Origin of the sequence: Roseimaritima multifibrata (assembly GCF_007741495.1) — a bacterium.
GTDB classification, from domain to species: Bacteria; Planctomycetota; Planctomycetia; order Pirellulales; family Pirellulaceae; genus Roseimaritima; species Roseimaritima multifibrata.
This window is the reverse complement of record NZ_CP036262.1, coordinates 2,266,701-2,280,674: the sequence shown is the minus strand read 5'-3', so window position 1 is coordinate 2,280,674 and position 13,974 is coordinate 2,266,701. Positions and strand designations below refer to the sequence as shown.

8 protein-coding genes are annotated in these 13,974 nt (G+C 54.4%); 6 read left to right on the top strand and 2 right to left on the bottom strand.

Going from position 1 to position 13,974, the window contains the following annotated elements; translation table 11 throughout:
• The first annotated feature begins 337 nt into the window (after window positions 1–337).
• Window positions 338–1,510 (top strand): peptidylprolyl isomerase, encoded by a 1,173-nt coding sequence (locus FF011L_RS08280; RefSeq protein WP_218933084.1) that lies wholly within the window; start codon window positions 338–340, stop codon window positions 1,508–1,510.
• A gap of 1,241 nt (window positions 1,511–2,751) precedes the next feature.
• On the opposite strand, the gene FF011L_RS08275 is transcribed toward FF011L_RS08280, so the two are convergent.
• Together FF011L_RS08275 and FF011L_RS08270 are read right to left on the bottom strand one after the other, a co-directional pair.
• On the bottom strand, window positions 2,752–4,188 hold the full coding sequence (locus tag FF011L_RS08275) for a DUF1501 domain-containing protein (RefSeq protein ID WP_145351159.1): 1,437 nt from the start codon (window positions 4,186–4,188) through the stop codon (window positions 2,752–2,754).
• 4 nt (window positions 4,189–4,192) lie between these two features.
• Window positions 4,193–6,874 (bottom strand): PSD1 and planctomycete cytochrome C domain-containing protein, encoded by a 2,682-nt coding sequence (locus FF011L_RS08270; RefSeq protein ID WP_246109814.1) that lies wholly within the window; start codon window positions 6,872–6,874, stop codon window positions 4,193–4,195.
• A 189-nt stretch (window positions 6,875–7,063) separates the two neighbouring features.
• On the opposite strand from FF011L_RS08270, the gene FF011L_RS08265 reads away from it, so the two are divergent.
• From FF011L_RS08265 to FF011L_RS08245, 5 genes are all read left to right on the top strand, one after another.
• Entirely contained in the window at window positions 7,064–7,519 is a 456-nt protein-coding gene (locus FF011L_RS08265; RefSeq protein WP_145351157.1) for a hypothetical protein, read from the top strand.
• Between the two features lie 47 nt (window positions 7,520–7,566).
• Complete coding sequence (locus FF011L_RS08260) at window positions 7,567–8,661, top strand: DUF1559 domain-containing protein (RefSeq protein WP_145351156.1); 1,095 nt, start codon at window positions 7,567–7,569, stop codon at window positions 8,659–8,661.
• A gap of 57 nt (window positions 8,662–8,718) precedes the next feature.
• Entirely contained in the window at window positions 8,719–10,638 is a 1,920-nt protein-coding gene (locus FF011L_RS08255; protein WP_145351155.1) for a LamG-like jellyroll fold domain-containing protein, read from the top strand.
• A gap of 429 nt (window positions 10,639–11,067) precedes the next feature.
• Window positions 11,068–11,808: an OB-fold-containig protein gene (locus FF011L_RS08250; RefSeq protein WP_145351154.1), complete on the top strand. Its 741-nt coding sequence runs from the start codon at window positions 11,068–11,070 to the stop codon at window positions 11,806–11,808.
• Window positions 11,809–11,870: 62 nt separating this feature from the next.
• Window positions 11,871–13,967 carry a flotillin family protein gene (locus FF011L_RS08245; protein ID WP_391560931.1) on the top strand — a complete coding sequence of 699 codons (2,097 nt, stop codon included), beginning with the start codon at window positions 11,871–11,873 and terminating at the stop codon, window positions 13,965–13,967.
• Window positions 13,968–13,974 lie beyond the last annotated feature (7 nt).

Here is a 13,974-nt window from a genome sequence, read left to right as displayed (position 1 = left end):
CAACCACCCTGCGATCGATGGAAGAAGAAAATACTGGTAAATCCAAGCATTGAATCTAGGGAGAAGAAGAGACCAATCCCATGATCAGAAGGGCATCTTAGCAGACTTAGAATCCATCCACAAATGGATTCCCCCCCGCAAAGGTTGAAAAATTCATCCAATATTCACTTTCCTTAGCAATTCCACCGAGGGGTTGAGGCTCCGATCACCCTAGGGGCTGCAAATTCTGTCTTGCCTCCCAGTCCCGAAAGGGCGTACAGAGGATTTACACAAATCCAATTTCCTTCGATTTACCGACAGCGTATCCATGCCCGCTGCCCATGCCACGAACCGTCCTATGACACGACCACTCCTATCTTGGGGCTCCATCAGCACCCTCGCCGTGGCGATGCTCCTCGGCCATGCAGACGTTTCGGCTCAGAATGCGCCGTCGGAATCAGCAATCCGGGAAGCGTTAGAGGTCGAACTGCCCGAATCCCCCGCAGCCCTGATCGCCGTTGTCGGGCAATCCCCGATCTTAATGGGGGATCTGACGCCCAAAATCGACGCTCGCCTAAAAATGGTCGTCGAGCAACAGGGGCGGCCACTAACCGAAGAGGAAGAGAAATTCGGACGCGTAAACATGCTCCGTGGACTTTTGCGGCAAGCCATCCAAGGAAAGATGCTAGCGGAATCATTCCTCCTTTCACAAGTCAGCACCCAAGACGCATCCAAAAGGGCGGAAGTCCAACGGATGATGCACGGGCGAGCTCGTAAATTGTTCTACGACAACCGCGTCCCCCAATTGCTGGAAAAGACCGAAACGACCGACAGAGTCGAACTGGATGCGAAACTACGTTCGGAAGGGGCTTCGTTGCAGGCTCAGCAACGAGAATTCATCGACAGCATGCTTGGCCAGATGTACCTGAACGAGATGGTCAATCAGAAACCAACGGTCTCGATTTTTGAAATCCAAACCTATTACGACCAAAACTCAAAAGAATTTGAACAGAAAGCCGCCGCCAAATGGGAGCAATTGACGGTCCTGTTCGATCGTTTCCCAACGAGAGAAGCGGCGGCAGCAGCATTGGCGAAAATGGGCAACAAAGCGCTCTACGGAGGCAACATGCAGGCCGTCGCCAAGGAAAGTTCCCAGGAACCATTTGCCTCCTCCGGCGGCGTTCACGACTGGACCCAAAAAGGTTCGCTCGCTTCCAAGCCCCTGGAAGAACAGATTTTCTCACTGCCAATTAATGAAATGAGCCAATTCATCGAAGATGAGCTCGGTCTTCACATTATCAAAGTCACCGCCAGAAGAAAGGCAGGTGTCCAGTCGATCGCCGATGTCCAAGAAGACATCCGCGAAATCTTGCGAAGGAAGAAGATTGCAGCGGACGAAGAGAAACTAGTCAAAGAGATGGAGAAAAAAATTCCTGTCTGGAGCATCTTCCCACAGGACGTCGAGGGTGCTCGGCCCCTAGGAAAAACCAAAATGGCCAAACAGGTCTCGGAAACCCTGATGCAGCGTTAGACGCAATCCACAAGTTTCTCGGGACGTCCGGCTTATGAGTGAAGTAAGTCTGGCTCCCCACGCCCTCAAAACAAGCTCGCCTAAAACAGGTTTGATACCGGATCAACGGTTCGCCAGCTAATTCAATTAAGGTCGATTCAAAGGCTTGTTTTGGGGGAGAGGGGCCGACAGCGTTGGGAACGGCGTGGCATAAACGCTTGAAATCCGAGGCTTTAACCGCCTCTTCGCTGCAAAATCGCCGCCAGGAAATCTCCCCCTCTCCCCCAGCCCCTCTCCCCCAAGCAAGCTCCACGAAATCAAGCAAAGAGGCAGAGATCACGCAACGAGCTAGCAGAGATTTCTTCCGCAACCAAGAGCTCGCTTAGGGGCGCGGGGAGCCAGACTTTTCTTCATTTATAGATCGCAAGTCCCCCGAGGCGGAAAGATCCGCAAGTACGAGTCTCGGAGAGACTCGGCTACGTGCCACCGCAATGTGATAGCGATCTGGCGAACGATCACCCCTCGTAGCTCCGCCTCTCCGAGGCGGAGAGATCCGCAAGCACGAGTCTCGGAGAGACTCGGCTACGTGCCACCGCAATGCGATAGCGATCTGGCGAACGATCACCCCTCGTAGCTCCGCCTCTCCGAGGCGGAGAGATCCGCAAGCACGAGTCTCGGAGAGACTCGGCTACGTGCTACCGCAATGCGATAGCGATCTGGCGAACGATCACCCCTCGTAGCTCCGCCTCTCGGGACGTGCGATTTATAGGTGAAGTAAGTCTGGCTCCCCTCGCCCTCAAAACAAGCTCGTTTAAAACAGGTTTGATACTGGATCAACGGTTCGCCAGCTAATTCAATTAAGTACGATTCAAAAGCTTGTTTTGGGGGAGAGGGGCTGGGGGAGAGGGGCCGACAGCGTTGGGCAAGGCGTTGCATAATCGCTTGGAATCCGAAGCGTTAAACGCGTCTTCGCTGCAAAATCGCCGCCTGGAAATCTCCCCCTCTCCCCCAGCCCCTCTCCCCCAAGCAAGCTCCACTAAATCAAACAAAGAGGCAGAGATCACGCAATGAGCTAGCAGAGATTTCTTCCGCGCCAAAGAGCTCGCTTAGGGGCGAGGGGAGCCAGACTTACTTCATTTATAAATCGCACGTCCCCCGAGGCGGAAAGATCCGCAAGCACGAGTCTCGGAGAGACTCGGCTACGTGCTACCGCAATGCGTCACGTATCCCGAGCCAAAGGCGACACTCTTCAGGCACGCCCCTTAGGCGATCACCGAATCGATGACGCGTCCGTGGACGTCGGTTAGCCGGAAGTCTCGACCTGCGTACCTGTAGGTTAGTTGCTTGTGATCGAATCCCATCAACTGCAGGATCGTGGCGTGCAGGTCGTGCACGTGGACGCGATCTTCTACCGCCTTGAACCCCAGTTCATCGGTTGTTCCAAATCGTTGGCCTCCGCGAACACCGCCGCCTGCCATCCAGACCGTGAACCCGTGATGATTGTGATCTCGGCCGTTCATTTTGCCCTGGTTCGACCCTTTCTTTGGCATTTCGACCACCGGAGTCCTACCAAATTCGCCTCCCCAAATTACGAGGGTTTCGTCTAGCAAGCCGGTTCGTTTCAGGTCACTCAGCAACGCCGCGATCGCTTGGTCACACTGACCGGCGAGCCGTTTATGGGCCGTTTCCAGGTCATCGTGATTATCCCACGGTTGTCCCGCCCCGTGCCAAAGCTGAACGTAGCGGACGCCTCGTTCCACCAATCGTCTGGCGATCAAGATCTGCTTGGCCTGAGTCCCTTCACCGTAGGCTTTCAGGACATGCTCCGGTTCACGCGAGACATCAAAAGCCTCTGCAGCATCGGATTGCATACGGTACGCCAGCTCAAAGGACTGGATCCGTGAATTCAGGCGTCCATCCGCTTCGCGATCGCCGGCGTGCATCGCGTTCAGGTTTTGCAGAAAATCAAGTTCCTGCCGCTGTGAATCGCGACTGATCCGTCGATTGTCAATATTCGCAATCAGTTGATCGATGCGTGAATGACTGCTGTCGACGTAGGTTCCTTGATAGGTCCCCGGCAAAAACGCCGACTGCCAATTTTGCGATTCTTTGATCGGATACCCACCAGGGCACATCGCCACAAATGCAGGTAGATTTTGGTTTTCGGTTCCCAGTCCATAAGTCAGCCAAGATCCCATACTAGGCCGAACCTGGCGGGATTCGCCCGTGTTCATCAACATCAATGAAGGTTCGTGGTTGGGCACATCGGCGTGCATGGAATTGATCACGCAAATATCATCGATATGCTCGGCCGTTTTGGCAAACAAATCGCTGACATGGATGCCACTTTCCCCGTATTGCTTAAACGCAAAAGGAGACCCCAACACGTTCCCTGTCGGGCGTTCGGTTTTCAGGTTCCCCATCGGTGCGGTCTTGCCGTCGTACTTTGCCAATTCAGGCTTGTAGTCAAACGTATCGACATGGCTGGGTCCACCGTTCATGAACAGGTGAATCACATGTTTGGCTTTGGCCGGCAGCGGAGGCAGACGCGCAGCAAGTGGCGAAGCCTCGGCGGCAGCTTCGGTTGCCAACAGGTCACTTAACGCCAGCGCCCCCAGTCCGGTCCCGCACGCCTTTAAAAGCGTCCGACGAGAAAGTCCCAGGTCTTGAGCTGCTTGATTCCAAGGAAACGGTTTCATTTGATCAATCCACAAAGATGAATTCGTTGCTCATCAGCAAGGCATGGGCCAGCTGTTGAGGTCGTGTAAGTGGCTCATTCTGGCCAGGTTGGAAGGGGCCCGAAAAATCGAGTTCCGAATCGGAATCCACTTGTTCGCCCGCAGTCCCTTTGAAATGGAGACTGATCTTCCAGCGGAAGCTATCGCTATTGGTGCCACCATTATCGCCAGCCAAGAAGTCGATCGCTTGGCCTTTTTTGACGGGCACTCGAATCGGCCCATAGGGCTGTTTCCGTTTATGCAAATCGGTCTGCCAATAAACCTTATCACCGCTGGCAATCACGATTTTCACGCCGTTTCCTTTCATGGAAGGATGCTCCAACGCGCCCAGGATTTCGACTTCACCATCCGCCGGCGGCACCCAGCGTCGGTTCGGAACAAGATCGTTGCCGTTCCCTGGGTGCCCGCCCCCTTTGGTTAGGAACAAGTATTTGTAGGCCGGATCGGTCTCCGCTTTGTCGTGCTTCCAACGTCCCTCTTCAAATTTTGGGAACGGCGTAAAACTGGATGCTGCGCCACTCTCGGTGATCGTGCTGTAACCGTATTCCCACACGGAACGAGGATCGGGCGAAGGCTGCATCGTCGATTCGGGCAGCTTTAAAAATGTCAATGCTGCTTCGTGTTCAGCTTTCGAAGGAGTCCTGCCCAGCACATACCCGTAAATGGCCTGGATCCATTCAGCGGGATCATCCTCTGCCACCTCACGCATGGCCCGATTGGCAACGTCCGCCGCAGCATCCAAGACCATCGGATCATTTAAAAGAAACAATGCCTGCTGAGGAACCGTCGTAAAAGCACGCTGTGGTGTATGGGCATCGGGGCTGGCGAAATCAAAGGTGCGAAAAATACCTGGGAGGTTTTGGCGATCGATGAAGGCATAAACCGTTCGCCGCGGGATCGCAGGGGTGACCGTGATTTCCACAGGCTCGCCTCCGAGGGTCCGCGACAGCCGACCGGACGCAAGCAACAGGTTATCGCGCAGGGATTCAAAATCACGTCGGCGGCGATTGGCTCGGGCCAATTGCTGGTTGTCGGGGTCAGCCGTGATCGACTCTTCGGTGGCAGTCGAGGACTGTTGGTAAATGTGAGTCGTAACGATCCGGCGAACCAATCGCTTTAGGCTCCAGTCTTCGGCAAACTCGCTCGCTAAATCATCCATCAGTGCCGGGATTTCAGGTGCGGGACTGCGGACACCAAAATCGCTTGGTGTCGAAAGCAGCGGCTTGCCGATCAAATGTCCCCAGACTCGATTGACCATGACCCTCGCTGTCAGTGGGTTCTCTGCACTGGCGATCTGTTCGGCCAAATCAATCCGCCCGCTTCCCGTTGTCAGCGGAATACTCTGCTCGCCTCGCAAAGCGGTTAGGTATTCACGCGGAGCCTTCGGGCCGCGGTTCCCGGCTTGCCCGCGGACAAACACATGAGAGTCACGAGGATTGTGGTCTTCCAACATCAGTGGCGAAGGCCCATCCTCCTTTTCGCGACTACTGCTGATTACCCCATATAAGGAGTAATAGTCCAGCGTCGGAATCGGATCAAATTTATGGTCGTGGCAGCGAGCACAAGCGACCGTCAGCCCTAACAGGCCTCGACTAATGACATCGATTCGATCGTCGATCGTGTCGTGACGCCTAAGAAATCTACGACCAACGGTCAAAAAACCCATCGCATCCAGGTGCCCCGCTTTGTTTTCAGGGTCCAAACGATCGGCAGCCAACTGGTAGCGGATCATTTCATCGTATGGAAGGTCTTGGTTAAACGCTTTGATCGTCCAGTCACGGTACAGATGACTGCCTGCCAAACGACGTTCGCGTCCCGCCAAGGTATAGCCGACCGTATCTGCGTATCGGGCCACGTCCAACCAGTACCGACCGAAACGCTCGCCGAACGCGGGACTAGCCAACAGCCTGTCGACCAAACGCTCATAGGCGTCGATCCGGGAGTCCTCAATAAACGAATCGATTTCATTCTTCGTCGGTGCCAACCCGGTAAGGTCAAAGGTCAACCGGCGAATCAGCGTTTCAGGAGAGGCAACGGGATTACGTCGATCGTCCTTTCCCGATTCCAGATCTCCGTTCAGGTGCTCCGCTACCAGAGCATCAAGAATATCGTGTGCCGGTTGTTCAATTTTCTGTGGGGGGGCGGCGCGACGGAATGGTTGAAAAGCCCAATGCTGTGCCGGATCCACCTTGGCGGGCGTCGCATGGGCAGCCTCCTCCTCTGTCGAGCGTGGATCGACGGCCCCTGCTTCGACCCATTGCCTCAAAACGTCGATCTGTTCATCGCTCAATTTTCCGCTTGGCGGCATTTCCAATTCGGAATCTTTGTATTCAACCGCTTTTAGAAACAGACTTTTGGCGGCATCGCCGGCAACGATCGATGGCCCACGGCTGCCGCCGCGAAGCATGGCTGCCGCCGAATCAAGCCGGTAATCACCCGCCGATTCATCCGCTTCCAAACTGTGACATTCGTAGCAGTGTTCGATCAGGAGTGGACGAACTTTTGATTCAAAGAAATCGATCTTCTCATCCGCGTCGGTTCGCGCAACGTCAACGCACACAACACCAACGGTGAAAAGAAGCACTGAAACCAACCAGCTTCGTTGTTCGACAGCGAAAACATGGGCTGACATACGGGAATCTTTCAAGGTGGGACCACTTTTCAAAAGGGCAGGGGGAGACCTTCATTTTAGTCGATCGCGCAACGGACGCATAGCTTGAACTCTTTAGAGATTCACTGAACCTAAACAAACGTGCCACCGGTTCTTCACATTCGCTCAGTACAACTTGGGTCTCTTACAAACATTCATTGCTTCACCATTCATGGGGCCCCTTTGATGAAACCCTTCGCCGCGTTGCTGATCTTGACATCATGCCTGCTGCTTGCCGGCTGCAATTCCGAGCCTCCGCTCCATCCAATTAGCGGCCAGATAACCCTTGGCGGCAAGCCCTACGAGCGGTTGATCGTCTATTTCCGCCCCCTCGACGGAAAAGTCACAAAGTACAACCTCGGCGTCGGAGAAACCGACGCGAGCGGAAAACTGTTCCTCCGCTCGACCGCCGGCGAAGGGCTGGCTGCAGGGAACTATCGCGTCAGTTTCACCTGCATCGTCAGCGACAAAGGACAAACCGTCGGGTCCAGCGATGAGAAGGCGGACGACGACCGGCGGCTAATCACCAAAGAACTGGTTCCAGCGGCTTACGGCGACGGTGGCGAATCGGCACTCGAATTTGAGGTCGTTTCCGGCCCCGACAACCGGTTTGAATTCGATATCCCCGCCGAAAAATCCTAGCTCATTCTTCCGTTTTGCAAACGTTCTTCATTCAAAAGACCCAACCGATGAAACTTCAAAACCTAAATCAACGACACGCCTTTACCCTTGTAGAACTGCTGGTGGTCATTGCGATCATCGGCGTCCTTGTCGGCTTGCTACTGCCCGCGGTCCAAGCGGCCCGTGAAGCCGCACGCAGGATGCAATGCAGCAACAATCTAAAGCAACTGGGCTTGGCGACGCACAACTTTGCCGACACCCACAAAGAAGACCTGCCGATGCTTGGCGAAGCTCAGGAAGGTGGCCACTGGAGCGCGTTTGTGATGCCCTACTGTGAACAGACCAACCTGTACGAATCGCTTACATTCGGTTCGACCAACTGGGCTGCGGGAACCGCCCTCAGCAACGCCGACATCACGTCCTCCAATCCGCGGGACCGGCAAGTAGCCGCCTGCGAAACCATGATCAGCGTGATGCGGTGCCCATCTTCGGTCGCCCCAGAGGCCGTCTTTGACGCGTCGGTATACTCGCCGCCATGGTTTGTTGCCGCTCGCGTGCCGGCAAACTACCTAGCGGTCGTCACCGGAATCCAACCCAACGACTGGAAACCTTCATGGGGATGGGGACGAGGAAATATCGCTACCTGGGGCAGCGGCCAGACGACCAAACACCACGCCGAACTAGACGGCATGATCCAAACACGCCATCCCGACCGCGCTCGGATCAGCCAAGGTGGCATGGGTGGCGCAACCGGTTTCCGCGACGTCACCGACGGACTGTCGAACACGCTGATGTTTGGGGAAGCCGAACCCGACCCCGAATTGGCCTCGATCGCATCGACCGCCGAAGAAGCCAATTCCGGCCGGAAAGACCACTGGGCGATCGGCGGGGACGACTTCGATAACTGGGAAGGTACGGACTGGTCCGAAATGGGTGGCTCGACAGCCGTCCAAATCAACTATCCAAAACCGGTTACAATTGCTCGTGCGGACGCCTCGCCAGAATGGGGCGCCTACGAAGTCAGTTTCAGCAGCCAGCACCCCAGCGGTGCGCAGTTCTGTTTTGGGGATGGATCGGTTCGATTTCTTTCCGAAACGGTCGACATGGCCATCTTCTCTGCCTTGGGAACTCGAAGTGGCGGCGAAGCGGTCCAACAACCGTAACCCATCCCATTGCTTGACGACTTCTAAGAATTCCTTCCTGATTGCTTGAGTTACCCAATGCGTCTGACACGACAATGGCTTGTTCGTTCGGTTACCTGTCTACTCCTGGTCGCCGTGAACCTATCGGGGACCTACGGACACGATGGCCCTGACCCTCGAGCCCATTGGGTTTTCGGAATTCCATTTTTTAAGGATGGGATCCTGGAAAGCCAACTTGGTCCCAAACTGACGGCCCAAGGGACTCCGACCCTCGAAGATTCCGACGGCCTAAACGCAATCCGCCTTGAAGGAAGCAAATCGTATTTCATCGCTGATCAGCCTTGGGCAGCCCTGCAAGAAAAGCTTCCGCCAAAGGCCATCACAATTGCCGCGTGGGTATCGCTGGACGAAATGACACGTTATGGCGGGATCGTCTCAGCCCTGCAGGATAACGGAGACGCCGAAACAGGCTGGATCCTAGGCTACAACAACGATACTTTTTCATTCGGGCTTTCCAGCCAAGATGCAGACGATGGCAATGGAATGATGACTTATCTGGAAGGCAAAACCGAAGTCGTCCAGGGAAAGTGGTATCACGTCGCCGGGGTCTACGATGGTGAAACCATGCAGCTATGGGTCAATGGAAAACTGGATGCAGAATCCGATGCCCAGGGTGGCCCGATCCTTTATCCCGACACAGCGACCCTCGCAGTCGGCGCCTATTTGGATATGAATGAAAGGATTCCCATGCGTGGCCGGTTAGCCAAAATCGCCGTCTACGACTTGGCTGCAAAACAAGCCTGGATTGAACATGATTTCGAACATCAAAAAGATTGGGCGGAACTGCCTCCTACAGCAAAGAAGAAAGAACCACTGGCGTTTCTAGTCGCCCCTTTCCTACAGTACGCGACCACCGACAGCATCCGTGTGGTCTGCGAAACGAACGCGGAATGCGAAGTATCGGTTCGCTTCGGAGAGACCGCTGAATTCAACCGCAAAGCGTCCGCCGCCTCCGACGACAAAACGATCCACTCGGCATTGCTTGATGGATTGGCACCACAAACCGGGCATTACTACCAAGTCACGGCGACCGATCCGGAAACAAAAACTTCGGTCCAAAGCGAAGTCCTTTCATTTCAGACCGCTTCGCTACCGGAAACCCCATACGCCTTTGCAGTCATCTCTGACACGCAGGGCAACCCGGCCGTCAGTGGCAAAGTCGGCGAATTAGCTTGGGGACTTCGCCCCAACTTTTTGGTGATCCCTGGCGACCTTGTCAGTACTGGCACCGAAAAGAACCAATGGGTCTATCAATTTTTCTCCAGTATGAACCCGCTGATCTCGCGAGTCCCTTTCTACCCGGTGCTTGGGAATCATGAACGGAACGCGGATCATTATTACCGGTACATGGACCTTCCTTCCCCCGAGTACTACTACTCGTTTCGGTATGGAAACGCGGCCTTCTTTATGCTCGATTCAAACAAGGAAATGGGGCCTGAAAGCGAACAGTACCAATGGTTAGAAAAACAACTCGCCGCACTCGAAACAGAAAAAGCAGAAGGCAAAGTCGTTTGGACGTTTATTAGCTTTCATCACCCGGCCTATTCCTCCGACGAAAACGACTACGGAGACCTCTGGAAAGGAAAAAGCAGTTGGGGCGATCTAAGGATTCGCCCAATGACCAAGTTGTTCGATCGCTTCGGCGTCGACATCGTCTGGAATGGTCATATCCATTCCTACGAGCGAACCTGGAAAATGCACAACGAAAAACCTCAAAACGATCGTGGCACCATCTACATGGTCACCGGAGGCGGTGGAGGAGGACTGGAGCAAGCCGGACCGATCCGACCTCCATTCCAGCAAACCGTTCGCCGCGGCCACCACTTCGTCTATGTCGCCGTCAACGGCAAGGAACTGCAACTAAAATCGTACGACTTGGATGGGCAACTTTTTGATACGGTTTCGATCACGAAGCAGACCGAAGCCCCCAAGGAGTAGCTTTTTAGCAATGCCTCAGGGAAGAAGGCAAAGCGATTTAGAAAGTGCCAAGGACAGAATTCCAACGCCTGGCCGCACCTACGACTGGCCAGAGCGGGGACACCATCTGCCCGCAAGCTATACGGCTGGCCAGAGCGTGAAGAATGCTCAGAAACCACCGTCTGGCGACGGTCGCGACGCTCGCCAGACTCTGGTCAAACGACACTCCCCACCATCTGACGCTCTCGCAAACCTCGCGATTCTTCGGTTTTCCGACCGCTTTGAGCGCCCTACTTTTCTTGGCTTCCTGCCTTCACGGGTAGGGTTTCGGCCTGCGGCGGCTCCGTAATTTCTTGCTTTGGAAAGCTTGGAGGCGCGACATGCCTCAAACCGGACGGGCTAGACTAGCGTCCATTCGCTCATCACTCCTCTGTTAAGGGTTTTCCAACCGTGTGGAATGCCATCGAAACTTTTCTCGATTCCATGTTCGTCGGACCGATGTGGCCTGCATCCGTCCTGATGGGGCTACTGATTTGCTATTTACTGCTCTCGATCCTGGGGGCGGTCGACCTGGACATGGACAGCCCCGATGCCGACTTGGGGCTGGACTTAGACGCCCCCGATGCCGGAATCGATCTACCGGAATCTCCCGACGCTGACTTTGATGTCGACTTCGAATCGAATATCGACGTGGGGCACGGAGCCTCTGATATTTTTGGCGGAGTCGGGATGCTGACCCTGCGTTGGCTGAACCTCGGTCGCGTTCCCATCATCATGTGGGCAGGGACCTTTACCCTGCTGTATTGGACGGTCACATGGATTCTGTGGTCCCAATCTGACAATTTCCGTTATCAACCAACTCTTTGGATTAGCTTATTGCTAACGATAAGGAACATTGTGATAGCCGTAGGTCTAACAAAAATAATGACGGGACCGATGGCGAAAGTTTTTGCGCCCGAACCGCAGTTCGATGCGGCCCATTTAATGGGTCGGGACTGTACGGTCTGCACGTTTCGTGCGGATTCATCCTTTGGACAGGGGCGTTACAAAACGGATGCCTCCCCACTACTGCTGAACATTCGAACCGATGGAGCCATCCTCTCCAAAGGCGAACAAGCACGGATCATTGGCTTCGACCCCGTCAAACGCATTTACATCGTCACCAAAGTTGACCCTGAGGTACTTCCATGACTTTCCCCATCGTTCTAGCCGTCTCCAGCTTGGCTTGGACTGGCATTACCGTGATTGGCGTGATGATCTTCATCGCTCTATTCGCGGCGATCATCACCAGCAAGTATTACATCAAAGTCGGTCCTGACGAAGCGGTCATCCGAAGTGGATCGGGAGGTCTAAAAACGTGTACCGCCGCCGGTATCTTTGTGATCCCACTGCTGCAACGCATGGAACACATGGACCTGACGCTAAAGAGTTTTGAAATCGCTCGCGAAGGTTCCGAAGGTCTGATCTGCCGTGACAATATCCGCGCCGACATCCGCGTGGCATTCTTCATTCGAGTCGACAAAAGTCCGGAAGAGATCAAAGAAGTCGCCCAGTCGATTGGTGCGAAACGCTGCAGCCAGTTGGAAACGCTGCGAGAACTGTTTGATTCGAAATTCAGCGAAGCCCTTAAAACCGTTGGCAAGCAGTTCGATTTCATCGACCTGTACGAAAAACGTGAAGAGTTCAAAGGAGAGATCCTCAAGGTGATCGGTACCGACCTAAACGGTTACCGCCTTGATGACGCCGCGATCGACTTCCTCGAACAAACACCGCTGGAATTGTTGAATCCCAACAACATCCTGGACGCGGAAGGGATCAAAAAGATCACCGAACTGACCTCGGGTGAAAAGGTTAAAGAAAACCAATTCACTCGTGACAAAGAAAAGACCCTTAAGAAACAAGACGTCGAAGCAGAAGAAACCATCCTGGAACTGGAACGACAACGCGTTGAAGCGGTCGAGAAACAGACTCGCGAAATTGCTGAAATCAGGGCCCGCGAACACGCGTCTGCATCGAAGGTCGAAGAAGAACAACGCCTGGAAGCGATTTCGGCTCGGATTCGAACCGAAGAAGAACTGGGGGTCGCTGAAGAAAACAAACTGCGACAGATCCTGGTCGCCCAGCGAAACAAAGAACGAACCGATGCGGTCGAGCAGGAACGTGTCACCCGTGACCGTGATTTGGAAATGACCGAACGGATGCGTTTGGTCGGTGTCGCCGATATCGAAAAAGAGAAGGCGATCGAAGTTGAAAAACGGAACATCCAAGAAGTGATCCGCGAACGCGTCGCCGTCGAACGCGCCGTTGTCGAAGAACAGGAACGGATCAAAGATACCGAAGAAATCGCGAAAGCCGATCGTCTGAAAAAGGTTCAGGTCACGGCCGCAGAAATGAACGCGGAAGAAGCCCTGATCAAACAGGTCAAAGCGGCCCAAGCCGAACGCGAATCGGCCGACTTGCTGGCCGAGAAAGTTCGTGTCGAAGCCGAAGCTCGTCGCGATGCCGCAGAAAAGGATACCGCAGCGGCAAAAATGACTGCCGAAGGTACTGCCGCGACCTCCGCTGCAACCGGACTGGCAGAAGCTCAGGTCCAAGAAGCCAAAGCAAGCGCGTTGCAACTAGAAGGTCTGGCCGAAGCGACCGTCCTGGAAAAGAAAGCCGTCGCCGAAGCAAAGGGCATCGAAGCCAAAGCCGAAGCATTGGAGAAACAGGGACTGGCCGAAGCCAAGGTCTCCTTGGAGAAATACCACAGCGAAGCGACCGGTATCACCGAAAAAGCCGAAGCGATGAAAATGCTGGACGGTGTCGGCAAGGATCACGAAGAATTCAAGATCCGAATCGAAAAGGAAAAAGATGTCGAAATCGCTGCCATCGACGCTCAACGTGGAATTGCCGAAAGCCAAGCCGGTGTCGTCGGCGAAGCCCTCAAAGCGGCTCGCATCGATATCGTTGGCGGAGACGGCGAATTCTTCGACCAGATCACCTCGGCGGTCAAAGGTGGCAAAGCGATCGATCGCTTTGTCTACAACAGCCGCGTAGCGACGGATGTGAAGGATACGTTCTTCAACGGCAATCCTGACTACTTCCGTGACCAACTGATGAATCTGACGTCCCAGTTCAATCTGGACACAGGAGACGTCAAAGACCTTTCGGTTGCCGCCCTGATCGCAAAACTGATGGGGATGGCAAACACCGACGATGTCCGCAGCCAACTGACGTCGCTACTGGGAATGGCAGGAACCGCAAACATTACCAACAAATCGGTCGGCACGATCACCGGTAACGTTTCGTCACCCGCCAAGAAACTGCCGACGAAAACGACCCGTCCGAAACCGAACGGTTCGAACTAGTCCGATT